Source organism: Dyadobacter sp. CY343, assembly GCF_021390335.1.
Taxonomy (GTDB): Bacteria; Bacteroidota; Bacteroidia; order Cytophagales; family Spirosomataceae; genus Dyadobacter.
Genome location: NZ_JAJUXK010000009.1, coordinates 199,189 through 221,139, shown reverse-complemented (window position 1 = coordinate 221,139; position 21,951 = coordinate 199,189). Strand labels below are relative to the sequence as shown.

20 protein-coding genes are annotated in these 21,951 nt (G+C 48.1%); 12 read left to right on the top strand and 8 right to left on the bottom strand.

Annotated features, from left to right (window positions below; all coding sequences use genetic code 11):
* Positions 1-73: 73 nt before the first annotated feature.
* A complete protein-coding gene (locus tag LZG94_RS24785; RefSeq protein ID WP_233794351.1) occupies positions 74-1,681 on the bottom strand; it encodes a family 43 glycosylhydrolase in 1,608 nt (535 codons plus the stop codon).
* Positions 1,682-1,860: 179 nt separating this feature from the next.
* On the opposite strand from LZG94_RS24785, the gene LZG94_RS24780 reads away from it, so the two are divergent.
* The 4 genes from LZG94_RS24780 (at position 1,861) to LZG94_RS24765 (ending at position 8,466) form a co-directional block, all read left to right on the top strand.
* Positions 1,861-2,919: an NAD(P)-dependent alcohol dehydrogenase gene (locus LZG94_RS24780; protein WP_233794350.1), complete on the top strand. Its 1,059-nt coding sequence runs from the start codon at positions 1,861-1,863 to the stop codon at positions 2,917-2,919.
* Positions 2,920-3,083: 164 nt separating this feature from the next.
* A complete protein-coding gene (locus LZG94_RS24775) occupies positions 3,084-3,638 on the top strand; it encodes an RNA polymerase sigma factor (RefSeq protein ID WP_233794349.1) in 555 nt (184 codons plus the stop codon).
* A 5-nt stretch (positions 3,639-3,643) separates the two neighbouring features.
* On the top strand, positions 3,644-4,282 hold the full coding sequence (locus tag LZG94_RS24770; protein ID WP_233794348.1) for a hypothetical protein: 639 nt from the start codon (positions 3,644-3,646) through the stop codon (positions 4,280-4,282).
* A 137-nt stretch (positions 4,283-4,419) separates the two neighbouring features.
* The gene (locus LZG94_RS24765) at positions 4,420-8,466 is read left to right on the top strand and encodes an FG-GAP-like repeat-containing protein (RefSeq protein WP_233794347.1); all 4,047 of its coding nucleotides are present in this window, start codon (positions 4,420-4,422) and stop codon (positions 8,464-8,466) included.
* 138 nt (positions 8,467-8,604) lie between these two features.
* On the opposite strand, the gene LZG94_RS24760 is transcribed toward LZG94_RS24765, so the two are convergent.
* From LZG94_RS24760 to LZG94_RS24745, 4 genes are all read right to left on the bottom strand, one after another.
* Positions 8,605-11,211, bottom strand: coding sequence for an ABC transporter permease (locus LZG94_RS24760; RefSeq protein ID WP_233794346.1), 2,607 nt, complete (start codon positions 11,209-11,211; stop codon positions 8,605-8,607).
* Positions 11,208-11,546, bottom strand: a complete 339-nt coding sequence (locus tag LZG94_RS24755) for a PadR family transcriptional regulator (protein ID WP_233794345.1) — start codon at positions 11,544-11,546, stop codon at positions 11,208-11,210. The genes LZG94_RS24760 and LZG94_RS24755 overlap by 4 nt, the downstream gene beginning before the upstream one ends.
* Positions 11,547-11,723: 177 nt before the next feature.
* Positions 11,724-12,794, bottom strand: coding sequence for a glycosyltransferase family 9 protein (locus LZG94_RS24750; protein ID WP_233794344.1), 1,071 nt, complete (start codon positions 12,792-12,794; stop codon positions 11,724-11,726).
* Positions 12,772-13,359, bottom strand: coding sequence for an HAD-IIIA family hydrolase (locus LZG94_RS24745; RefSeq protein WP_233794343.1), 588 nt, complete (start codon positions 13,357-13,359; stop codon positions 12,772-12,774). The genes LZG94_RS24750 and LZG94_RS24745 overlap by 23 nt, the downstream gene beginning before the upstream one ends.
* A 122-nt stretch (positions 13,360-13,481) precedes the next feature.
* On the opposite strand from LZG94_RS24745, the gene LZG94_RS24740 reads away from it, so the two are divergent.
* Entirely contained in the window at positions 13,482-14,198 is a 717-nt protein-coding gene (locus tag LZG94_RS24740; RefSeq protein WP_233794342.1) for a DUF421 domain-containing protein, read from the top strand.
* Positions 14,195-14,878, top strand: a complete 684-nt coding sequence (locus LZG94_RS24735) for a YetF domain-containing protein (protein WP_233794341.1) — start codon at positions 14,195-14,197, stop codon at positions 14,876-14,878. Before LZG94_RS24740 ends, LZG94_RS24735 begins: the two co-directional genes overlap by 4 nt.
* 85 nt (positions 14,879-14,963) lie before the next feature.
* Here the strand turns inward: LZG94_RS24735 and LZG94_RS24730 are convergent, their stop codons facing one another.
* On the bottom strand, positions 14,964-15,560 hold the full coding sequence (locus tag LZG94_RS24730; protein ID WP_233794340.1) for a hypothetical protein: 597 nt from the start codon (positions 15,558-15,560) through the stop codon (positions 14,964-14,966).
* A 212-nt stretch (positions 15,561-15,772) separates the two neighbouring features.
* Here LZG94_RS24730 and LZG94_RS24725 point away from each other — a divergent pair, with 212 nt between their 5' ends.
* The 5 genes from LZG94_RS24725 to LZG94_RS24705 all read left to right on the top strand — a co-directional run bounded on the left by LZG94_RS24725 (position 15,773) and on the right by LZG94_RS24705 (position 19,580).
* Positions 15,773-16,162, top strand: a complete 390-nt coding sequence (locus tag LZG94_RS24725) for an SPW repeat protein (protein WP_233794339.1) — start codon at positions 15,773-15,775, stop codon at positions 16,160-16,162.
* A gap of 22 nt (positions 16,163-16,184) precedes the next feature.
* Complete coding sequence (locus LZG94_RS24720) at positions 16,185-16,931, top strand: OBAP family protein (protein ID WP_233794338.1); 747 nt, start codon at positions 16,185-16,187, stop codon at positions 16,929-16,931.
* Between the two features lie 83 nt (positions 16,932-17,014).
* Positions 17,015-18,172 carry a zinc-dependent alcohol dehydrogenase gene (locus tag LZG94_RS24715; protein ID WP_233794337.1) on the top strand — a complete coding sequence of 386 codons (1,158 nt, stop codon included), beginning with the start codon at positions 17,015-17,017 and terminating at the stop codon, positions 18,170-18,172.
* Positions 18,173-18,180: 8 nt separating this feature from the next.
* Complete coding sequence (locus LZG94_RS24710) at positions 18,181-18,666, top strand: hypothetical protein (RefSeq protein ID WP_233794336.1); 486 nt, start codon at positions 18,181-18,183, stop codon at positions 18,664-18,666.
* Between the two features lie 242 nt (positions 18,667-18,908).
* Positions 18,909-19,580, top strand: coding sequence for a DUF6766 family protein (locus tag LZG94_RS24705; RefSeq protein ID WP_233794335.1), 672 nt, complete (start codon positions 18,909-18,911; stop codon positions 19,578-19,580).
* Between the two features lie 71 nt (positions 19,581-19,651).
* Here the strand turns inward: LZG94_RS24705 and LZG94_RS24700 are convergent, their stop codons facing one another.
* Positions 19,652-20,176: a DUF4142 domain-containing protein gene (locus LZG94_RS24700; RefSeq protein WP_233794334.1), complete on the bottom strand. Its 525-nt coding sequence runs from the start codon at positions 20,174-20,176 to the stop codon at positions 19,652-19,654.
* A 230-nt stretch (positions 20,177-20,406) separates the two neighbouring features.
* Here LZG94_RS24700 and LZG94_RS24695 point away from each other — a divergent pair, with 230 nt between their 5' ends.
* A complete protein-coding gene (locus tag LZG94_RS24695) occupies positions 20,407-21,324 on the top strand; it encodes an LEA type 2 family protein (protein WP_233794333.1) in 918 nt (305 codons plus the stop codon).
* Positions 21,325-21,421: 97 nt separating this feature from the next.
* On the opposite strand, the gene LZG94_RS24690 is transcribed toward LZG94_RS24695, so the two are convergent.
* A complete protein-coding gene (locus LZG94_RS24690; protein WP_233794332.1) occupies positions 21,422-21,943 on the bottom strand; it encodes a hypothetical protein in 522 nt (173 codons plus the stop codon).
* Positions 21,944-21,951: the final 8 nt, after the last annotated feature.

The following is a 21,951-nucleotide window of genomic DNA, read 5'->3' as shown; positions in this document are numbered from 1 at the left end:
ATTCCAATGCAGTTACAGCCTGTTCAAACCTGGGGCAAATTCAGTCCAAGATGCTTTCAAGCAGAATAATCGCTCATTTCGGACTGATATAGGTCTCAAATTTCAGGCTCCGGTTTTTCTCGATCACGAAACCCCCATCACCCTTCACCGCCGCCGCGCCTTTTGGATAAGACAGCGAATCATTGAATTGAAAACCATAGCAGCCTTTTGTAGTTTTTGATTTCAATGCGATCACATATTTCTTCCCTTTTTCCACCTGAATATTGGGGTTGAAGTGAAGTCGCTTGGGCGCCCAGCCCATGGAATCGGGCTCCGCAACGGTGGCAAAGAGAGAGGAACCAGTTGGTAACCCGGAATCGGTTGCAGGATATATACTCAATTCAAGCCCGGCGTCGGGGTAACCATCGCGGAAAGTAGTAAAATTAACCTCGCTCAACTTGCCCGATCTGGTAGCTACAAAAGATTGCGTCCGCTCCTTTCCGTTACTAATATCGCATTGCGTTGTAAAACCCTCCCGACCCGAAGAATTGTCGATATTTTTCCGTGACTTTTGGTCAGGTGCAGCGCCTACTTTGACACGGACATTTTCGCTCGGATTGCAGGGAACAGGCTCAATAGCGCCCTTTTCATCAAATTTCAGCGGCGCCCAGAAATAGTTGGCCAGCGCCTCATTTTTGGCCGCATTGTTCCACAGATCGCTCCCATACAGATAGACGGTTTCGGAGTCAAATTGAATCGTGGAAACAAATGAAGGTTGCCCGCCGCAGGATTTATCACTGATACTGATCCCCTCCGACCACGGCCCTAGCGGCGATTTGGCGGTACGGTAAGAAGTGCCGGCACCGGAACAATACCCACAATTTGGATCCGAATACAGGAGGTAGTAAATGCCATTTCGCTTCATCAACCCCGGCGCCTCCGTTTTGCCCGGCGTGACCGCTTTCACGTGTTTGCCAGTGCCGGATAAATAATCGTCAGTAAGTTCTTCGATCACGATGGTTCCTTTGGTCCGCCAGTCGGTGTAAGCTACGTAACCTTTACCATCATCGTCGACAAAAGTATCGTGGTCGCCATTGTTCAATCCGGCGGCTTCGGCATTCTGATTAACAGCCAGTTTCGGATTTTCAACTTCTGCAAAAGGTCCCGCTGGGTTTTTGCTCGTAAATACCCTGAACCCGACCACATTATCATACACATTTACCCACAATACATACAGCCCGGTCTTTTTGTTAAAAACAACGTGAGGCCGGAAGCAACCGTACGTATTTCCATTACACCTGCTCTGCCAGACGGGATTTTTGGCGTCAAACAGATAGCCTTTATCCGTCCAATTCACCAGATCCGGCGAAGCGTACACCTTAAAACCACAGAACGGAGCGGACTTGTTCTGCCAGGCGAAACCGCAATCGTAGCTGGTTCCGTAGAGATAATAAGTCCCGTCGAAATAGGCAATCTCCCCATCGTGCGCATCTATTGCATCGCCCGCAATATCAAAACGGGTCACCTGCTTGCCCGACTCATTAAAATTAACAATGCTGACCGGCGACAACGTATTTCCCTTGCCAGTCGCTGCATCTCTTTTGCGCTTACTCTGGCTGAATGTATCTGTAACCGGAAAAACGATTAAAAACAACAAGAATGCGGCAAGCATTCTGGCTATCGGACTGATTTGAAATTTCATAGGATTCAGGAAACTGGTCGATTCGAAAGTTACAAACCTACCGCCTAACCTCCCCGCCCGAAATGATCGAATTGGCTGATCTTTTACATATTTTGCTGTCGCGAAACCTCCCGCAAAATGGCGGGGTACAGATTTGTTATAGTTGAAGTGACCGTCAAAAAAACCATTTAAATCATACCATGATAGAAACGACAAACGTGAAGGCATTCGGAACAGAAGCGGCCGAGGCTCCATTGAACGAACTTGGCATCAGCCGCAGAAAACCGACCGCGCACGATGTGGAAATCGACATTCTCTTCTGCGGAGTATGTCACTCCGATCTGCATACCGCCAAAAATGAGTGGCACGGGACCCAATATCCCTGCGTTCCCGGTCATGAGATCGTGGGTAAAATTATCAGTGTCGGCGACCACGTGAGCAAGTTCAAAGTCGGGGATACGGTGGGAGTCGGCTGTATCGTGGATTCCTGCCGCGAGTGCCAGTATTGCCAGGATGGTTTGGAACAATTTTGCGAACCGGGCATGACCGGCACCTACAATTCACCGGACAAATACCTCGATACACCGACATTCGGCGGGTATTCTGAAAGTGTGGTGGTGGATGAAAATTATGTATTGCGCATTCCCGAAAATCTGGATCTGGCAGCGACTGCGCCCCTCTTGTGTGCGGGTATCACTACCTATTCTCCTCTGAGACACTGGAATGTAGGGCCCGGCCAAAAAGTGGGAATTGTTGGCATCGGCGGACTGGGGCACATGGGCATTAAGATCGCCAAGGCAATGGGCGCCGAGGTAGTAGCATTCACCACGTCGGAAGCGAAGTTTGCGGAGGCGAAACGCCTGGGCGCAGATGAAGTGGTGATGTCAAAAGATAAAGACCAGATGGCGGCTTACACGGGAAAGTTGCACTTTATATTAGACGCAGTTTCAGCGGAGCACGATATCAATGCATTTCTCAGTCTTCTCCGCGTGGACGGTTCCCTTGCACTGGTAGGCGCGCCTGAGCAGCCGCTGCCCGTCGCTGCATTCAGTCTGATTATGGGGCGCAAAAGTTTTTCAGGCTCTATGATCGGCGGTATTGCGGAAACCCAGGAAATGCTTGACTTCTGCGGTGAACATCATATTACCGCTGATATTGAAATGATTGATATTCAGGAGATCAACCAAGCATACGAAAGAATGCTGAAAGGCGACGTGAAGTACCGTTTCGTGATTGATATGGCTTCGCTGAAAAAGTAAAATCGGGTTCAAAGAAAGGCCTGCATGAATGAAATGAAGTGCGCTCACAAGGTGCACTTCTTTTTTTTTGAAAATATTCGCGCAAATTGTGTGACATTCTTTTTGTTGCTGCGAATAATTATTCAGGACAACATTAATTTTCACAAAGCAAAAGAAACAGCCTGATGCATGTGCCGGGAGATACCGATCTGCGAGATTCCGATCTGCGAGATTCCGATCTACGCGATTCCGAAAGTTTCCTGAATGTGATCGATGCGAATAAGGGCATTATTTACAAAGTCGCGAATGCCTATTGCCGCGACAACGAAAACCGGAAAGATCTTATCCAGGAGATTACCGCACAGCTCTGGCTTGCGTTTCCAAAGTACGATGACCGGTTCATGCTCAGCACCTGGATGTACCGTATAGCGCTGAACGTTTCTATTTCTTTTTACCGGAAAGAGACAAAAAGGAATAAGCTGAATCAGCCGCTGACTGCCGAAATAATCAGCCTGATAACGGAAGATGCGCCTTTCGATGCCAATTCTGAATTGTCGCTGCTGCACCGGTTTATCCGGGAGCTCAAAGAATTCGACCGCGCGCTGATCCTGCTTTATCTCGAAGACCGGAGTCAGCAGGAGATCGCCGACATTCTGGGAATTTCAATTTCCAATGTCTCGACAAAAGTGGCGCGGATCAAGGAACAACTCAGACAAAAATTTTCAATTTTAAAATCTTAACTACCATGCAAGAATCTGAACTGATCGCATTGTGGCGGTCTTATGATCAAAAGCTCGAAGAAAACCTGACCCTGAACCGGCAGAATGCGGCCGCGATTACGCTCATCAAGATCAAGTCGCTGCTGCGTACGATGGCGCCTATGAAAATGTTCGTGACCATTGCTGGAATACTCTGGATCTCGTTTTTATGCGTGGTACTTTACAAAACCTATTCATTCGCGAGCCCGTTTTTCTGGTATTCTATCTTGATACACGTGGTGCTGCTCGCCGTCGTAATCGGCATTTACATTTCGCAGATCATCCTGATATTCCAGACCGACCTCAGCGAGGCGCTGATGGAAACGCAGCGCCGGCTGGCATCTTTAAAAGGCTCTACCCTATTGATTTCCAGGCTAATGTTCCTGCACGCGCCGGTTTGGACAACTTTTTCAATCCAGGAAAGAATGTTCGAACACCCGGTCTGGCTTACCTTACAAGTGGCTACTACCATCCTATTCCTCATCACCGCCCTCTGGCTATTCTTCAATATCAAATACGAAAACCGTGATAAGAAGTGGTTTAAAATGATATTTAATGGAAAAGAATGGGACCCGGTGATGAGATCGATCGAGATGCTGCGGGAGATTGAAGGGTATGAGGATTGACGTTAAATAACTGAACACTGCAACTTGCACATTTCGCTGCCGTTGAATAATTCCTTCGTCGTGTATTCATTGTAATGATTAAGATTTGTCTCAACAATAATTGTCAAACCTTCTCATTCAATTTACCGGTCAGGCATATGAAGCACAACTACAATCTTAGCTTGGTATTGATGATAACCCTGACCATTGCAGGTTTGTGGTATGTTTTTCAAGATACCGAAACCGAGCCAGCCGCTACTATTATTGAAAGTGATGCCCCGGTCGTTTCTGTTGGTGGCACTGTCCCTGCGGACATTGAGAAAAGCATTAGTCAACGCGAATACCATATTACCTTCGATGCGCAGAGCGGCCGGTACCAAAGTCCCAATCGGGAACATAATCTCCGTGCATTCTACGAACCGGGTGTGCTGACAGTCCGTAACCGAAAGGATTCGGTGGGGCACAACTTCGAGTTTAAATTGATCACTAAGGGGATTTATGTTGATAATAAGCGGATTGATCTGGTTGACAAACAGGGTATAATTGAAAACAAAAACAACACCGCTGAGATCAGGCACAGTACGTTTACCGAGCAGTACATCAATAGTCCGGAAGGTATCCGCCAGAATTTTATCATTGAAAAAGCGCCATCAGGGACCGATGAACTATCTGTTAAACTGCAATTGAAGGGTTTCAAAGCAAGAGAAACTGGTAACAATACACTTGCTTTTTATAGTGAAAAAGAGACAAACAACGAGTTGGTTTACAGCGGCCTGAAATGTTGGGACGCATCCGGCTCGCCACTGCAAGCGACCCTGGCTCTGAGTGAAGGTGATATTGAGATCAATGTAGATGTCCGCGGCGCAGCATATCCCGTCACGATCGATCCGATCATATCGAATGGAAATCCGGGCAATGCGATCAAAGTCCCGGAAGTAAACCAGAACCAGGCATGGATGGGCGGGGTAGTGTCCAGCGCGGGTGATGTGAATGGGGACGGATACAGCGATGTGCTCGTGGGCGCTTCCAAATATGATAACGGGCAGATTGACGAAGGGGCAGTTTTTGTTTATTATGGCAATGCGGCTGGTATCAATATGGCTGGCGGCGTAATGCTCGAATCGGATCAAAAGGAAGCCCGGTTCGGCAGCTATGCTTCCTCAGCAGGAGATATCAATAAGGACGGTTTCAGCGATATTATTGTCGGGGCACACATGTACGATAAAGGCCAGACCAATGAGGGCGCTGCATTTGTCTATTACGGATCTGCTCAAGGAATCAGCAAAGTTGCTTCGCTGGTACTGGAAAGTAACCAGGCAGAGGCCAATATGGGCAATACCATCGGCTTGGCCGGTGATGTGAACGGGGATGGTTACAGTGATGTGCTAGTTTGTGCGCGGGCTTACGACAAAGGGCAGACCAATGAAGGGGTCGTATTCCTTTACCACGGATCAGCAGCGGGACTGAATACGAATAACCCTGTGATCATTGAAGCCAATCAGGCCGAAGCGATGATGGGCTTTTGCGCCTCTGGTGCCGGCGATGTGAATGGGGATGGTTACAGCGATATCCTGGTTGGTGCCCGGCTTTACGACAAAGGCCAGACGGATGAAGGTGCTGTATTCGTCTATCACGGCTCCGCGCTGGGTATCAATCCTGCAAATGCGGCTACTACTTTGGAAAGCAACCAGGCAACAGCATACCTGGGCCACACGGCCGCCACTGCCGGGGATGTGAATGGCGACGGGTACAGTGACATCATCATCGGAGCGAATATGTACGACAAAGGCCAAACCAATGAAGGGGCGGCTTTTATACATTACGGTTCCGCACAAGGAATCAACATTGTAGCCGCAGCAACGCTAGAATCAAACCAGGCAGAAGCCCAGTTCGGTTATTCAGTAGCTAGCGCCGGAGATGTGAATGGCGACGGATATGCAGATGTGATCGTCGGGGCGATGTTTTATGATAATGGGCAGAGTAATGAAGGGGCGGCGTTTGTTTATCCAGGCAGCCAGACTAGCATTGCGGAAACTGCAATCTCTACGCTGGAAAGTAATCAAGCCGGCGCGCAACTTGGCAGCAATGTCGCTAGTGCGGGTGATGTGAATGGGGATGGATATAGTGATGTGATAGTTGGGGCGATTACTTATGATAATGGGAATGTGGATGAGGGTGGGGCGTTTGTGTGGGTAGGAGGAGGATCAGGAGACTATTTGGACGCAGGATTGATTAAGAAAATAGACCAACGAATGAACACTGCGGGCGCTGGTGACATTAATGGTGATGGTTTTAGTGACATCATTGTTGGAGTTCCAAGTTATGATGAACATGGTGCTGTCTTTATATACAATGGTTCTTTATCCGGTATTAACTTTAACTCGTTCACTATTATCGAAAATGTACCTAATAGCGGTGATTTGGGTTGCTCAGTGGCCTCTGCGGGAGATGTGAATGGGGATGGTTTTGGAGATATAGTGATAGGTGACTTTACCTATTTTGTAAAGGTTGGCCAGCAATCCGAAATGATTACCGGGGCAGCGCTTGTATATTATGGATCATCCCTTGGGATCAAGATTAACTCACCTACTATTTTACCGAGTAACAAGAGTACATCCCTAATGGGCTGGTCAGTTGCCAGTGCGGGTGACATCAATGGAGATGGTTATGACGATTTGATAGTGGGAGACGAAGCCTATGATAATGGCCAATCCGACGAGGGCGCTGCCCTGATATACCACGGTTCACAAAACGGAGTTATCCTAAATGCGGCTATTGTTATTGAGGGCAATTCCAATTTCGCTCAATTCGGATATTCAGTATCTACTGCTGGCGATGTGAACGGAGACGGTTACAGTGACATCATCATCGGTGCCCCTTACTATACAGGTCCCGAGAGTCATGAAGGAGCTACATACCTCTACTATGGCTCGCCAAATGGCATTTCGGTTAATTCTATGCTAATGTTGCAGAAAAATCAAGCTAATGCCGGCTTTGGGACTTCTGTGGCAAGTGCGGGTGACCTAAATGGCGACGGATTTAGCGACGTTATAATCGGTGCAGATCAGTTTAGCAGCGGAAGTTATGAAGAAGGAGCTGCGTTTGTATATTATGGTGGTGCTTCGGGACTAAATGCAGCATCAGTTTTATTAGAATGTAATATACAGGGTGCTAACATGGGTAGAACAGTAGCGACAGCCGGTGATCTGAATGGAGATGGATATAGTGATGTTGTTATCGGTATACCAAATTTTCCTTTACAGCAGATAATGAGAGGAACGAGTATGGTATTCTATGGATCGTCAGCAGGTATTCCTAATGGAGCTTCTCCCGCGTTCTTCTTGAATAATATAAATCCCGTCGGACCTTTTAGTACGCTTGATTTATCCGCTTCAACGGCTGGCGATGTTGACGGTGATGGCCTGAGCGACCTATTAATGACGTCGTACGTCTATAACTACGACAGCTTTACAGAAAAAAGTCTTGTGGTGGTTTATCATGGAAGTGCAAGCCAATCCATCCAAAACAATCTCCGCCTCTACAACACCAACCTCACTACCCCAATCAACCAATCTCAATTCGCCCAGAACAACTTTGGTGCTGGGTTACATTCTAAGTCGTTTCTGGGTGGGAATAAAGGCAAGCTGGTTTGGGAAACGAAGGCGGCTGGGCAGGGGTTTTCCAAAGGGGCGAATAATGTGATTACGAATAGCACACAATCCTCTGGCTCGCAGAACATTTATGCAAGTCTGGGGCTGGTGGGTACGGAGTTGAAGAATGTAATCCCGAAACAAGGACCGGCTACGAAGGTTCGGGTTAGAGTGAAATATGATCCTGCATTGGCGCTGACTGGTCAGACGTATGGTCCGTGGCGTTACCTGTCTTCTTACTTAACTGGAAACGGTACTGCGCCTGTTCCTGACGAGGGAATGCAGGACCAATTTGAGGATACCGTATCGATGTCAGAAAGTGAATCTGAAAAAGTGAGGGTGTATCCAAATCCTGTTTCGGATAAGATCAGCATAACACAGATTTCTGGTGAAATAAAAATGTTGAGACTTAGGACGAAAGAAGGAAAAACGGTTCACCAATCTTTTGAAGCCGCAAACGAGATCAGTGTCCTTGGATTGGCACCAGGGCTGTATATTCTTTCTATCGACTATGAAAACGGCACACAAAGTTCTCACCGGGTGGTTGTCAAATAATCACCGCCCTCTGGCTATTCTTCAATATCAAATATGAAAACCGTGATAAAAAGTGGTTTAAAATGATATTCAACGGAAAAGAATGGGATCCGGTGATGAGATCGATCGAGATGCTGCGGGAGATTGAAGGGTATGAACCTAATCCCCCTGCAAACTCTTCACCGGGTTCATCAGGGCGGCGCGGATACTTTGGAAGCTGACGGTTACCAGGGCAATAGTCGCGGCGATCAGCCCGGCCAGGACGAATACCCACCAGTCGATCGTGGTTTGATAGGCGAAATCTGCAAGCCACCTGTCCATTGCGTACCAGGCGATTGGTGTGGCCAGCAAGATCGCGATCAGGATAAGTTTGAGAAAACCCTGGGAAAGCAAAGCTACTACGCCGCTCACCGTTGCGCCCAATACCTTGCGGACACCGATCTCTTTTTTCCGCTGCTCGGCCATAAATGCCGACAGACCGTATAGTCCGAGGCACGATATGAAAATCGCCAGCCCCGCAAAAAGATTGAAAATATTCCCCATTTGCTGCTCACTTCTGTACAGGTTATCGAGGTCTTTATCCAAAAAACCATATGTGAACGGATATGCAGGATTAAGCTGCCGGCTGATCTCCCCGAGCTTGCCAATAGTCGCCTCATTTGCGCCGCCGCGGGTACGAACGATCACGACCCCGCCCCATCTATTGAGCCGCAATATCAGTGGCTCAACCGCATGTTGCAGAGATTTGAAATTGAAATCCTTCACTACTCCGATAATCGTACCCTTACTTTCACTGAATGAGATGCTTTTTCCTACCGCATTACCTGCGTTCATTCCCATGATTTGCATCGCCCGTTCATTGATCACATAATTTGCAGTATCCCCTGAAAAATCGCGGGAGAAACCGCGGCCAGCCAGCAACTTTGTTTTAAATACCTTCACAAAGTTCTCATCCACATCCAGCGAAGGCACAACAATTTCATTTCTGGCAACCTGTCCTTCCCATTCCAGATCCACCGTGCCCGACGTAATGGCTGTCGGCAGCTGCGAGATGATCGAGAAATTTTCGGTAAGCGCGTTCTCTCCTAATGCCGTTTTCAATGCCTGTTTTTTATTCCATAATTCACCGGACATAGAAAGGTAGAGCAAGTTCGATTTATCAAAACCCAGGTTTCTGTTTTTGATAAAATTCAATTGTTTGTAAACAACAGCGGTACCGATGAGAAGAATAATAGCGACAACAAACTGTGTGATTACCAGTCCGTTCCTGAAAAGAAGATTCGCGCCTGCTACCCTCATTTTCCCCTTTAATACTTTCACAGGAGCAAATCCGGAGAGGAACAGCGCAGGGTAACTGCCTGAGACCAGGCCGGTCAATATCGCAATGCCGACCAGACTGAGCAGCAATTTTCCATCCAGCAATTGAATGGCGAGCTCCTTTTCGGTGAGCATCTGAAATACCGGCAGCAGCATATAAACGATCACGATCGCGATAAGTAGGGACAGGAATGAAAAGATCAGCGATTCACCTAGAAACTGGACGATCAGCTGATAGCGGCCCGCCCCTACCACTTTGCGCAGCCCCACTTCCTTAGCCCGGCGCTCCGACCGCGCTGTCGCGAGGTTCATGAAATTAATGCAGGCTACGACAAGAATAAAAATCGCGACGACGAAGAAGATATTGACATACTGCATATTACCGTGGCCCGGCAGGTCGATCTGTAAATCGGAATGCAGGTGAATAGCAGTAAGCGGTTGCAGGTGAAAATCGACTTTCATTTCACTTCCGTGCGCCTTGAATAGTTTGTAAATCTGCTTGCTCAGTGCATTCAAACCGAGATCAGAGGTATTCACATTTTTATTCAGCTGGAAATAGGTGTAAAAATTAAAGTTTCCCCAGGTCGCGGTTTTCAGATCATTGTCAAATCTGGCCAGATTTGACATCGGGATAACAAAATCAAACTGCAAATGAGAATTGGAAGGAGTATTGGCTAAAACGCCCGCGATCGTAAAATTCTCCTGATTGTTCCTGCGAATGATCTTGCCGATCGGATCCTGATCCCCGTAGTATTTCCTGGCCGTTTCCTCCGTGACCAGCAGCGCGTCCGGGTTATTCAGTGCAGTACGTACATCTCCTTTTACCAATGGAAAAGAAAAAACCCGCAGGAAGTTGGAATCAGCGAATATCACGCGCTTTTCTTCAAATTTTTTTTCTCCCACTTCAAAAAGACTTGTAACCGGTTTACTGATCCGTACAGAACTTTCTATCTGCGGCATTTGCGACTGTAATCCCGCCGCCATTCCCGCCGGACTTACTGCTGCTTTGAAATCGCCCGCATTACAAGTAAGGCGGAAAAGTTGATCTGCATTGGTATGAAAACGGTCGTAACTCAACTCGTTTCGCACCCACAACAAAATGAGAATACTGCACGCCATTCCAATGGAAAGTCCGGCGATATTGAGTGCCGAGTAGGCTTTTTGACGGAGCATATTCCGCCAGGCGATTTTGAAGTAGTTGCTTAACATATCAGGATTCAGGAAAAAGGTTTGATCATATTCTGTTTTACGCTGGCGTCGTTTTACAAATGGCGGCAGCACGGAAATTACGTTCAGGCTGTAGCGGAAAACGGCCTGCGTTTTTCCTGCGCGCCGGTACCAGTATTCGTACAATTCATCGAGGTCGCCTTCTACTTCTTCGAGCGTATTGGCCGGGTGCAGCCAGCGGAGCAAAGTCCGGGCCCAGCCGGGTGGTTTTGGCGCGCTCATATTCCGCTTACTTTTAACGCGCTTTCGGGCATCATCTGCCAGAGCTTATTACGCAGCTGCTGGATATCGCGAAGTGCAGTACTGCCGAGTGCGGTTACTTTGAAAAGTCGCTTCCGTCGACCGCCCCGCTCCGTCGTAGCCCCGCCGAGCTCTGATTTCACAAAACCCTTTTCTTCCAGTCGGATCAGCGTATTGTGAACCGCGCCGAATGTGACGAGCCGTCCGGTGTGCTGCTCAATTTCCTGACTGACCGTCACCCCGTACGCTTGTCCGTCGAGGATCGCGATCATAAGCAATACCAGCTCTTCAAATTCTCCGAGGTATGTTCGGCGCATGCTGAAACTATTAGTTTCTATTTTCTAGTACAAATGCATGCCAATTTTTAAAAACTACCCTCAGTGCGCTTACTGAGGTATTTTAGGAGTTTTTTAAAAGAATATTCTGTCCATAAAAGAACGAAGGCTGTCCGATTTTGAACAGTTTAAATACCTCTCTATTTGACAAAGAAAACCTCAGTCTGGCAAAAGTAAGCTTTCGACCGCGGCCAGGATTTCTTCCGGGCAGGGATAGGGAATGTGCGTGGCGTAAATCTGATCGGAAACGTGGCGGATAATGATATTACTGCTTTCCAGATGTCGCGGGACAGAATAGGGCAAGATCCGGTGCGGCGATTTCCACGGAGTGTGCTGCGGGTTGGTTTGCGCATATAATACCACTACGGGCGTTTGCATTGCAGCGGCAATGTGGATCGTGGCCGTATTAACCGAAACTACACAACGCGCCTGATCGATCAGGCTGGCAAACTCTCCTACCGAAAACAGCCCAGCCACCGAGATCGCCGGAGCGCCAATCCCTGCCGCAACAGTTTTCGCCAGGTTTCGCTCCGATTCCGACCCGCTGACCAGGATCGGCATTTGATATTTCTCCGCAAGTTGCCGCCCTGCCTCAATCCAGTGACCAACCGGATATTCTCTTTTTGCTTCCGAGACACCGGGGTGAAATAGAATAAACGGATTTTCAATATCAACTTGAATAGCAGCTAATTTTTGCCTGCAAGATTCAATATCAGCCGCATCAATCCGTAACAATAATTTATCATGATCCGTACTAGCGCCGAGCTTAGCGGCAAGTGCCAGATCCCGCTCCACCTGATGCGCAATATGCTGAAACGGTTCCGGATCGGGCAGCCAGTGTGTGAGTAATTGATAAGGATTTTCACGGGCGTAAGCCGCGCGCACAGGTATATTCGCCATGAAAGCCAGCATCGCGGCAGGAAGCGAACTTTGACTATATACTGTAAAAATGATAGCCGCATCAAATCCCCGACTTTTGATATCCCCTGCCAACTGTACCAATGCTGCACCATCACAGCCATCGCTTCGGACCCACGGCAAATCTGCCACGATCGTTTCGTCGATACACGGAATATTCGGAGAAATCAGCGAGCCGGCACGTGAGGTAAGTAGCGTAATGCGGCTTCCAAACGTTTCTTTCAATGCACGAAAAGCAGGCGACGCCATGATCACATCCCCCATATTATCGGCGCGAATGCACAAAATGTTATTCAGTTTCAGTTCGGGCATCGGTCAGTACCTTTTGGGTGGAGATATAGTTGGCGGCTTCCAGGAAGTTACGTGCTGTGAAATCAGGATTACGAAAGGGGCCGGTAAGCCACTCGGTTTCATTTCCATTATCGATAAGTACCGTGCGGCAGCCAGCCAGGTTGCCTGCTTCGACGTCATTCAGAATATCGCCGATCATCCACGATTGCTTTAAATCAATATGAAGGTCACCCGCCGCCTGTACCAGCATGCCGGACTTAGGCTTTCGACATTCACATGAAGATGGAGGCGCATGCGGACAAAAGTAGAAGCCCGCCAGTTCGAGCCCGTTTTCCTGAAAGATTTTGTGAAAAAATTCGACCAGCCGCTCAAAGTCGCCAATCGTAAATTTCCCCATTGCGAGTCCGGGTTGGTTTGAGATAATGGCTAGCTTATACCCCTCCGACTGCAAAGTCCGTAAGCCGTCAAAAACGCCGGCTTCAAAAACGACCAGCGAAGGATCGGCATTGTACGGTACGTCGCGAATCAGCGTACCATCCTTATCCAGGAATATGGCTTTTGTTTCAGGACTTTGAGCGATGTGCATTTGGTAAATATGGTTTGCCGCTTGCGGAAAAAAAAGATGCCACTTCACAAACAGTTGCTGTGGCAACTGGCACGCATTTATAAGGACGCGAATCCGAAAATCAACATTCCTTTTACTAACCCATGAAAAAAGAAGATATACAGCCCTGGGACTGGCAGCGCATCCTTTTTGGAGAAGCGCCCCCGGAGTTTTTGGTAGAAGTTTTTATCCGCACCTTCATAATTTACGTAGTACTGCTGGCCATCGTACGGTTAATGGGCAAGCGGATGGGCGGCCAGCTGACGATTTCGGAAATGGCCATTATGGTTACCCTTGGTGCGATTATCTCACCGGCGATGCAGATTCCCCAACTGGGTGTTTTAATGGGTATAATGATCCTGATTTGTGCACTTATATTTCAACGTGGCCTCAATTTCTTTGAATTTAAAAGCGGCAGGTTCGAAGAGCTAAGCCAGGGTACCACATCCCTTGCAGTCAAAGATGGGATCATTCAGCTGGAAGAAATGAAAAAGGCAAAGGTTTCCAGGCAGCAGCTTTTTGCGGCGCTGAGAAACCAGAACGTCTATAATCTCGGCGATGTGGGTCGGGTTTACCTGGAAGCCTGCGGCATATTCAGTGTTTACAAAAAACCGGAGCCTTCCCCTGGTCTGCAAATTTACCCACCGGAAGACCAGGGCATCAATAGCTTCTCTCAGCAGATCGTCGAGGGTAACCTGGTCTGCGCCAGCTGCGGGCATGTGGTGGAAGAGACCGACACGTCGCATACTTGTGAAATATGCAGTTCGAGTGAATGGATATCTGCAACGGTCTCCCTACCATCTCAATTAACAGTATCATGAAATCCTCAGATATCCATTTTAATGATTGGCAAAGGATATTCATCGGAGATGTGCCCGGCGGATTTTACCTGGAAGTTGTTTTTAGAATTTTCCTTATTTACCTGATCCTCATGATCTCCATGCGGTTAATGGGTAAAAGAATGGCGTCCCAGCTCAGCCGTAACGAGCTGATCGGAATGGTCTCGCTCGCCGCTGCGATCGGGGTGCCCCTGCAATCGCCCGACCGGGGCATATTACCTATCATCGTCATTGCTGCGATCGTCATTTCTGTGCAGCAGCTCGTCGCCAGCCTGGCCACCAAAAGTCAGTCGCTGGAAAAAGTCACTCAGGGAAACCTTACCGCAATTATCGAAGACGGCTGCCTGAACCTTGATAAGATGCAGCAGGTCGGCATTACCCGGGAGCGGGCATTTGCACAACTGCGCAGCCACAGTATTCGTCATCTGGGTGAGGTAAAAAGGCTTTATTTCGAAGCCGGGGGAAATTTTACATTGATCAAAAATTTTGATGTGATACCGGGCCTGCCGGTATTGCCAATATGGGATAAGGAGTACCAGCAGCAGGTTAGTGAAACGTCAGAGCAGCTCGTTTGCGAAGACTGCGGGAAGGAGTCGGCCGACGGCGAGCATGTCCCCTGCCCTAACTGCGGCAGCAAACACTTTATCAGTGCTGTTAAATAAAACTACGTGGACAATAAAAAATCACAGGCTTGCATGATGCAAAAGCCTGCGATTTGATTAGAAAAAATTTAAAGAAACCAAATACTCAGCTCAGCATCATCCGCATTCGCCGGATCTGATCCGCGTCTACTTTTCTCTTTCCGACAATACCTCTGATGATGCTTTCCAGCGAGTTATTAAATTCCTCAAACTCACCTTTAAGCGCCTGGTGCGCCTGTTGCAGAAAGGGGACATACTGCTGGTGCATGGTAATCGCTTTTTTCGGCTGCCTTGCGTATTGCTCGTACTCAACGTACAGCTCCTGATTGCTCTGGTCGGTATACCACTGCCCTACTGGCTCCGGAATGGAGATCGGCGGGCGGCAACCCAGCAGGTAGCCAGATTCTCTTAACAAATATTTGTACACCAGCACACTCACGCGCACATTCACGCCCCGCCGCATGCCGGGCTGAAATTCGGAAAGTGGCAAAATCCTGTCGACGACAATCTGGCGACCACTACTGAAATCGATCTCGGGCAGTTGCAGCCGGATTGTCTCTTTCAATGACGAGATATGTTGTTCGAGCTCCTCGTCGCGAAGGAAATCTTCGGGCCACACACTCACCTGATCTTCCAGCTCATTCGTGGTTTTCAGGAACAGCGCGGCCGCGTCATACTGTGAAAACAATTGTATTTTTTGCATGGATAAGGTAGGTAAAGGTGTTAATTCACTCAACTCAAGCACTTACTAAAAACAGGCCAAATACTTCAAAATCGCTGTTTTAGAAGAAAAAAATTTGTGAGTCGGAGAATTGTTGTCTGATGGTGCAGTCCCGCTCATCGCAGGTGCTGCGATCTGGCACAGGTTTTTACAGGGCGCCGTAATTTTCAAACCTGTCAACAAACAAATCCAAAATGAAAATCATCAGCACCAAACTACACAGCAAGCTGGATTACGCCACCGGGCCGCTCTTCATCGCGATGCCCTGGATCGTGGGTTTTAACGACAATTTAACCGCCACCTGGACACTGATCGCCATTGGCGCGATGGTCATCTTAATGTCCCTCTTTACAGACTACGAAGGTGGTATGGTACGAAGTATCCCGATGTCAGCTCACCTGAATATCGACATTGTTACCGGACTATTCCTGGCGGCATCACCCTGGATTCTCGGCTTTCATGATGAGGTGTATCTGCCGCATCTGATATTGGGGTTAATCGAAGTTGCGGCCGGATTAATGACGGTACGGGCAACGAAGGAAGTGGAGGAAAGTCCGCTGGAAAGAACTCAAAACCCAACCTGAGCAGTACTAAAACCGGATTTTTATGAAGCATTACATTCTGTTCGGACTCCTGATTGTTGCTGCCGGCTGCGGTGGCAACAACTCAGGCTCCCAGGTGAAATCCCCAGGCGATTCTATTCCTGCGAAAGACGCACTGCTGGACAAAGGCGCAGATCTGATGCAGGACAAAACGCCATTCAAAAATTTCAATACCTACCTGGACGGTTTTCATTTTTATAATGGAAATATCAACGCGCAAATGGAAGCGCATCACTATGTGAATCAGCTAAATGCCGACCTCTACCAGGCGATTATTTTCGACGGAAATGGAAAAGATGCCAAACTGATGGGTGTGGAATACATTATTACAGAGCGGCTTTTTAAAACCCTGCCTGAGGAGGAAAAAAAGCTTTGGCACAGTCACCATCACGAAGTGAAATCGGGCTCCCTCGTTGCGCCAGGAATTCCGCTTGCCGCTGAGCACGAGCTGATGGAAAAGCTGGTTTCAACTTACGGAAAAACGATCCACACCTGGCATACGGATCAGGAAAGAACATTGCCCGTAGGCTCGCCGATGGTGATGATGGGATTTACAAAAGAAGGACAGCTAAAAAAAGAACTGCTCGACGACCGCGACAAGCGATTTGATATCTCCACCGAAAAAATCAAAAAGAGCCGGGCGGATATTCCGATGCCGCAGGTGGCAGCCGGTGCCAATGCGTGGGAAAAGGGCGAGATCCGGCAATTTGTGATCAGCAGCAAGGCTGATTCGGCTCTGCACAAGCACTAATATATACCCACACTGGAATGGTTTTTTAAGACCCGCGCCTACTTAAATCTTTTACACTTCAAGCACTTAACAACAGACCAACTATGCTAGCAATGAATTATCGCGGCCCGTACCGGGTCAGATTGGACCGTAACAAGCCGATGCCGGAGATTGAGCATTCGAGCGATGCGATCGTCCGTGTTACCCGTTCCTGCATTTGCGGCTCAGATCTTCACCTCTATCACGGCCTGGTCCCGGATACGAGGGTCGGAACCACTTTTGGACATGAATTTATAGGTGTTGTCGAAGAAATCGGCGATGCGGTACAGAATTTGAAAGTAGGCGACAATGTACTGGTACCATTTAATATAGCCTGCGGAAAATGCGTTTTCTGCGAGCAGCAGCTTTATGGTAACTGTCACGAGTCCAATCCGGAAGCAACCGCAGTAGGCGGTATATTTGGCTACTCCCATACAGCCGGTGGTTTCGATGGCGGCCAGGCAGAATATGTGCGGGTACCTTACGCCGATGTGGGCCCGACGGTCATTCCGGAAGATATGGATCACGACAATGCGGTACTCCTCACCGACGTATTCCCAACAGGCTATCAGGCCGCTGAAATGGGCGGGATCAAACCCGGCGATACGGTTGTGGTATTTGGCGCAGGGCCGGTTGGTATTATGGCCGCAAAGTCTGCGTGGCTGTTCGGCGCAGGTCGTGTAATCGTTATTGACCACCTGGAATACCGACTGGAATTCGTAAAAAACTTTGCGCAATGCGAGGTATACAATTTCCGCTCGCTGGGCGATGTCGTTTTGTTTTTAAAGAAAACAACCGACTGGCTGGGTGCCGATGTGTGCATTGATGCGGTAGGCTGCGAAGCTGCGGGTGACGCAATGCAAACGATCACAGGCCGGAAGCTGATGCTGCAAGCGGGCTCGGCGACTGCGCTGCATTGGGCTATCAATTCGGTGAAAAAAGGAGGTATTGTATCAATTGTGGGCGTGTACGGTCCAACCGGAAATCTGATCCCGATCGGAAATGTGGTCAATAAAGGTATAACGATCCGCGCCAATCAGGCTTCTGTGAAGAGGTTGTTGCCGAAACTGATCGACCACATTCAGTCAGGTCGCATAGATCCTAAACAGATCATCACGCACCGGATTCCGCTGGAAGAAGTTTCTGACGCATACCATATTTTTTCAGCGAAGCTCGACAATTGTATCAAACCAATATTGATTCCGCCATCTGCACGTAAATAACGAACATTATGAAAAATACAGAAAGAGATTATAGTCACATCAAGGGCTGGGGGATCGATGCTGATCCATTGGATGTACCGGCCTATCCCATGAAGCGACGGACCGAAAATGACAATAAGGGAATGATCTGGGAAAGACCCGCACAGCAGCCGGCATTGGTGGAAGTGCTGCATTCCAATGAGCGTCCCAGTTTGTCTGCCGTATTTGGTACACCCAATCCGCCAGCCGGACTGAGTGGAAAAATCAGGCGTTTTGCATTCCGCTACTCCGAATCCATGATCCGGCACTGGCTTTTGCTGTTACTTGCCGATCGTGTGAATGTTATAGAAGGAGTAAAAGAGGATATTCAAAGTGGCCACATTCCGGACTTTTTCGGCGAGCTGGGCGGAAAAGCTGAGCTCAAATACAACAAAGCGGGTTTGGTCCGCAAAATTGCATTGGGTTCGTTGATTACGATCGTGGCTGTTGCCTGGCTGGGCAGGAAGCGGAGGTGATTTAATGAGTGAATGAGTGAATGAGTGAATGAATGAGCCGCCGTGGGCCGGGCTGCGGTGAAACCGGAATGAGTGAGTGAGTGAATTAACTGGTGAGGTTGGTAGTGATAGAATGGGTTCAGTTGATGGTTGCAAAATTGATGAACAAAAACGGTCCGGATTTCCGGACCGTTTTTGTTCTTATTTCTTTGCCAGGTTTTACTTTTTCGGCAACTTACATAAACATTTATCTAAACTCTCCAATGAGCCAAACTTCCAAAAAGCATTCGTTTCTGTATCAAAATGGGCTCGGCCTGCTCTTTGTGGGCCTTTTTATGGTAACCCTCATTGCCCAGGCGTTAACCGGCTGGCACGAGCACAATTCGGAACTGGAAGAACACCAGGCAGCCGCACTGAGCCTCGCCGCCTACCTGCAAAGCGGGCATTTCATTTCTGCAACATTTGAAAATTTTGAAAGTGAGTTTTTACAAATGGCATTGTATGTAGTACTTACAGTGGGACTTCGTCAAAAGGGCTCCGCAGAGTCAAAATCACTTGATGAGCCCGAAGATGTAGACCGCGAGCCGCAGCCTGGACCCGATGCGCCCTGGCCGGTACGAAAAGGCGGATTTATTTTAAAACTTTACGAAAACTCACTGGCGATCACATTCGGGATCCTTTTCCTAACGAGCTGGCTACTGCACTTATACGGTAGCTGGGTCGATCACAATGACCAGCAGCTCCTCAACGGGTTATCCCCGGATACCATGGGCGACTATCTGACACAAGCTAACTTCTGGTTTGAAACCTTTCAAAACTGGCAGAGCGAATTTCTGTCCATTGCCAGTATTGTAATATTCACCATTTTTCTTCGACAAAAGGGATCGCCGGAATCGAAACCAGTCGATGCGCCAAATTCTGAAACAGGGAAGTAAGCCATTTTTTTTGCACAAAAAGCCGCCTGCAATCGGTGCGGGCGGCTTTTTAACTACCAGAATTTGCAAACTTATTTAACCGAAGATCCGGTTGATTGTGCAGGAAATAGCTGCTTCGCCATTTCCAGGTGGTGCTTTAATGCAGGAATTTTCGAATCCGCCCATTTCTTAAAGTCAGGATCCTGCCCTTTGTTCGATTCAGTTTGAAAAAGTCCGATCGTTTCTTCGTGTGACGCGATCATCATATTCATATAAAGCATATCAAATTTTTCCCCATTCTGGGCGGCCAGGCTATCATATTGCTGCTGCTTCATTGCGCTTAGCCGGGCGGGAATCGTGATTTGCTTTTTTTGAGCCAGCGCTTTCAGTTCTCCGTTCACTTTGGTGTGATCCGTAATCATCATTTTCCCAAACTCCTTGCATTTTGCCGAAGTGGCGCGCTCGGAAGCCAGCTCGCCCAGCTTCACTTCCAGCATACCGCCGTCGGCCGCTGCGAGTACGAATTGCTTATCCGGCGAATCCGTTTGAAAACGGTCCGTAAAAGCCAGTGCTGCGGTCAGCACTATACACAGGGTTGATAAAAAAATTGCTCTCATTTTAAATGTGTTTTGATTTGTGATTGATTGAAAATCCGTATTCCTCATGCAATCGCCCGGAACGTGTTTGTCCAGGAAGACAGGCTGCGACTCTTAAAACCATGCCAGCAGCGGCAACTCAATGAAGTGCTCTGATTTTTTCCATTTTTGGGTAAATATGTTGATAATCAGCGTGGCACGGGAATTGGTATCGGCTGGAAAAACACTTTCAACATCCTAATTTTCTGTCTATGCGCTTCAATAAATGGTTGGTCATTTTACTGGTATTGCTGGTACTGGCCGGAGTCGGGATATGGTGGTGGAAGTCACCTACTTCTGAAAAAGTTAAGGAAAATGCGGCGGACAAGGTAATGCCTACACTGGGCGTTGCGTCGGCCAGTATTACGGATATAGATGCGGAACGTATTAAATTGGTAAGTAAGATCTCGATCCATAATCCGCTTCCTGTGGATATCAAAACGAGGAAACTGAACTACATCATCTATATCGATTCCGTAAAGGTGATCGAGGACAGCTACGAAAAGCCGATCCACATCCGTTCTTCCGACAGTTCCACCCTCACCTTGCCTATGGAAATCATGGCAAAACCGATGGCGCAGGTAATTAAATATTTTGATAACCAAAAAATCGACAGCGCAGATTATTCCGTCAAAGCTTCTTTCGAGGTGGATGTGCCGATTGCGGGAGAGCGTAAGTTCAATATGGATTTTTCGAAAAGATTGCCCGCATTGCGGCTACCCAAAGTGGAGGTGAAGCACGTAGACCTGAATGCATTCGCACTGAAAAGTAAGGGAATGGACATCGAGGTAGCGGTTTTTAATCCAAATCTATTTCCGTTGAAAATGCGCGACGGAAAATTCAGTTTCAGCATTGAAGACGCGTTGGAAATGAATGGCGTACTCGAAAAGAACATCAGCATTCCCGCCAAAGGAAGTCAGAATATTTCTGTGCATGCTCAAATGACGGATGGAAGTGTAATGAAAAGCGGCTGGAAATTACTGACTGATAAGAAAGATACCCGCTTTGCCTGCAAGTTTTCAGGAGAGATCGAATCTGAAAATAAGATGCTGCAAAACAGTAAAATGGTCAGTACGATATCCGGTACACTCGACGAGATTGTAAATACAGTGAAGAAGGCGGCGGAATAAGATTGCAATCGATAAAAACGTTTCGGGCCAGTTACCGGCGATAAATCAAATATCGCTGGTACTGACCCGAATTCTGTTATATTGTTAGTCGCCGCGATCAGGGACGCGTCGGTGTTCTTTGATTATGCTTGATCTCCTGGTTCTGATAGTTACCAGTTTTACCTGTGTGATTTTTAGTATTCTTGGGAGCCGATCCGCTGCCTTTTTTCATGGTCGTGTCGCCCTCAGTCATATTTTTTCTGCGCGCTTCCACCGCTTTTTTGGAATTCAGCATCGACTTTTCATTCGCTGCATCATTATCTGAATATCGTCCTACGTCGTTTGCGTTCTCATTCGAAGCGCCACCAGGGCGGGTACTGCCGTCGCCAGGTGTATTTTGCTGTGCCTGCTTGCTGCGCGTATCGACTTTGCCGGTATTTCCACCCTGAGCGCTACCGCCTGACGGAGCCGGGCTGCCTTTATCAGTATTACCTTGATGGGTTTTGCTTGGAGCCTGGCTATTTGGATTCTGCGCACTTGGCTTGTTGGTTTCGCCAGCGCCGGTGCCCGTAGTTTGTGAATATGAGATTGTGGTAGCATATAAAATCGCCGCAGCGACCAGCATGATTGACTTTTTCATAATGAATG

Excerpts from the sequence above, each read along its gene's own strand:
- LZG94_RS24785 (WP_233794351.1), bottom strand. The coding sequence starts at position 1,681 with ATGAAATTTCAAATCAGTCCGATAGCCAGAATGCTTGCCGCATTCTTG.
- LZG94_RS24780 (WP_233794350.1), top strand. The coding sequence starts at position 1,861 with ATGATAGAAACGACAAACGTGAAGGCATTCGGAACAGAAGCGGCCGAG.
- LZG94_RS24775 (WP_233794349.1), top strand. The coding sequence starts at position 3,084 with ATGCATGTGCCGGGAGATACCGATCTGCGAGATTCCGATCTGCGAGAT.
- LZG94_RS24770 (WP_233794348.1), top strand. The coding sequence starts at position 3,644 with ATGCAAGAATCTGAACTGATCGCATTGTGGCGGTCTTATGATCAAAAG.
- LZG94_RS24765 (WP_233794347.1), top strand. The coding sequence starts at position 4,420 with ATGAAGCACAACTACAATCTTAGCTTGGTATTGATGATAACCCTGACC.
- LZG94_RS24760 (WP_233794346.1), bottom strand. The coding sequence starts at position 11,211 with ATGAGCGCGCCAAAACCACCCGGCTGGGCCCGGACTTTGCTCCGCTGG.
- LZG94_RS24755 (WP_233794345.1), bottom strand. The coding sequence starts at position 11,546 with ATGCGCCGAACATACCTCGGAGAATTTGAAGAGCTGGTATTGCTTATG.
- LZG94_RS24750 (WP_233794344.1), bottom strand. The coding sequence starts at position 12,794 with ATGCCCGAACTGAAACTGAATAACATTTTGTGCATTCGCGCCGATAAT.
- LZG94_RS24745 (WP_233794343.1), bottom strand. The coding sequence starts at position 13,359 with ATGCACATCGCTCAAAGTCCTGAAACAAAAGCCATATTCCTGGATAAG.
- LZG94_RS24740 (WP_233794342.1), top strand. The coding sequence starts at position 13,482 with ATGAAAAAAGAAGATATACAGCCCTGGGACTGGCAGCGCATCCTTTTT.
- LZG94_RS24735 (WP_233794341.1), top strand. The coding sequence starts at position 14,195 with ATGAAATCCTCAGATATCCATTTTAATGATTGGCAAAGGATATTCATC.
- LZG94_RS24730 (WP_233794340.1), bottom strand. The coding sequence starts at position 15,560 with ATGCAAAAAATACAATTGTTTTCACAGTATGACGCGGCCGCGCTGTTC.
- LZG94_RS24725 (WP_233794339.1), top strand. The coding sequence starts at position 15,773 with ATGAAAATCATCAGCACCAAACTACACAGCAAGCTGGATTACGCCACC.
- LZG94_RS24720 (WP_233794338.1), top strand. The coding sequence starts at position 16,185 with ATGAAGCATTACATTCTGTTCGGACTCCTGATTGTTGCTGCCGGCTGC.
- LZG94_RS24715 (WP_233794337.1), top strand. The coding sequence starts at position 17,015 with ATGCTAGCAATGAATTATCGCGGCCCGTACCGGGTCAGATTGGACCGT.
- LZG94_RS24710 (WP_233794336.1), top strand. The coding sequence starts at position 18,181 with ATGAAAAATACAGAAAGAGATTATAGTCACATCAAGGGCTGGGGGATC.
- LZG94_RS24705 (WP_233794335.1), top strand. The coding sequence starts at position 18,909 with ATGAGCCAAACTTCCAAAAAGCATTCGTTTCTGTATCAAAATGGGCTC.
- LZG94_RS24700 (WP_233794334.1), bottom strand. The coding sequence starts at position 20,176 with ATGAGAGCAATTTTTTTATCAACCCTGTGTATAGTGCTGACCGCAGCA.
- LZG94_RS24695 (WP_233794333.1), top strand. The coding sequence starts at position 20,407 with ATGCGCTTCAATAAATGGTTGGTCATTTTACTGGTATTGCTGGTACTG.
- LZG94_RS24690 (WP_233794332.1), bottom strand. The coding sequence starts at position 21,943 with ATGAAAAAGTCAATCATGCTGGTCGCTGCGGCGATTTTATATGCTACC.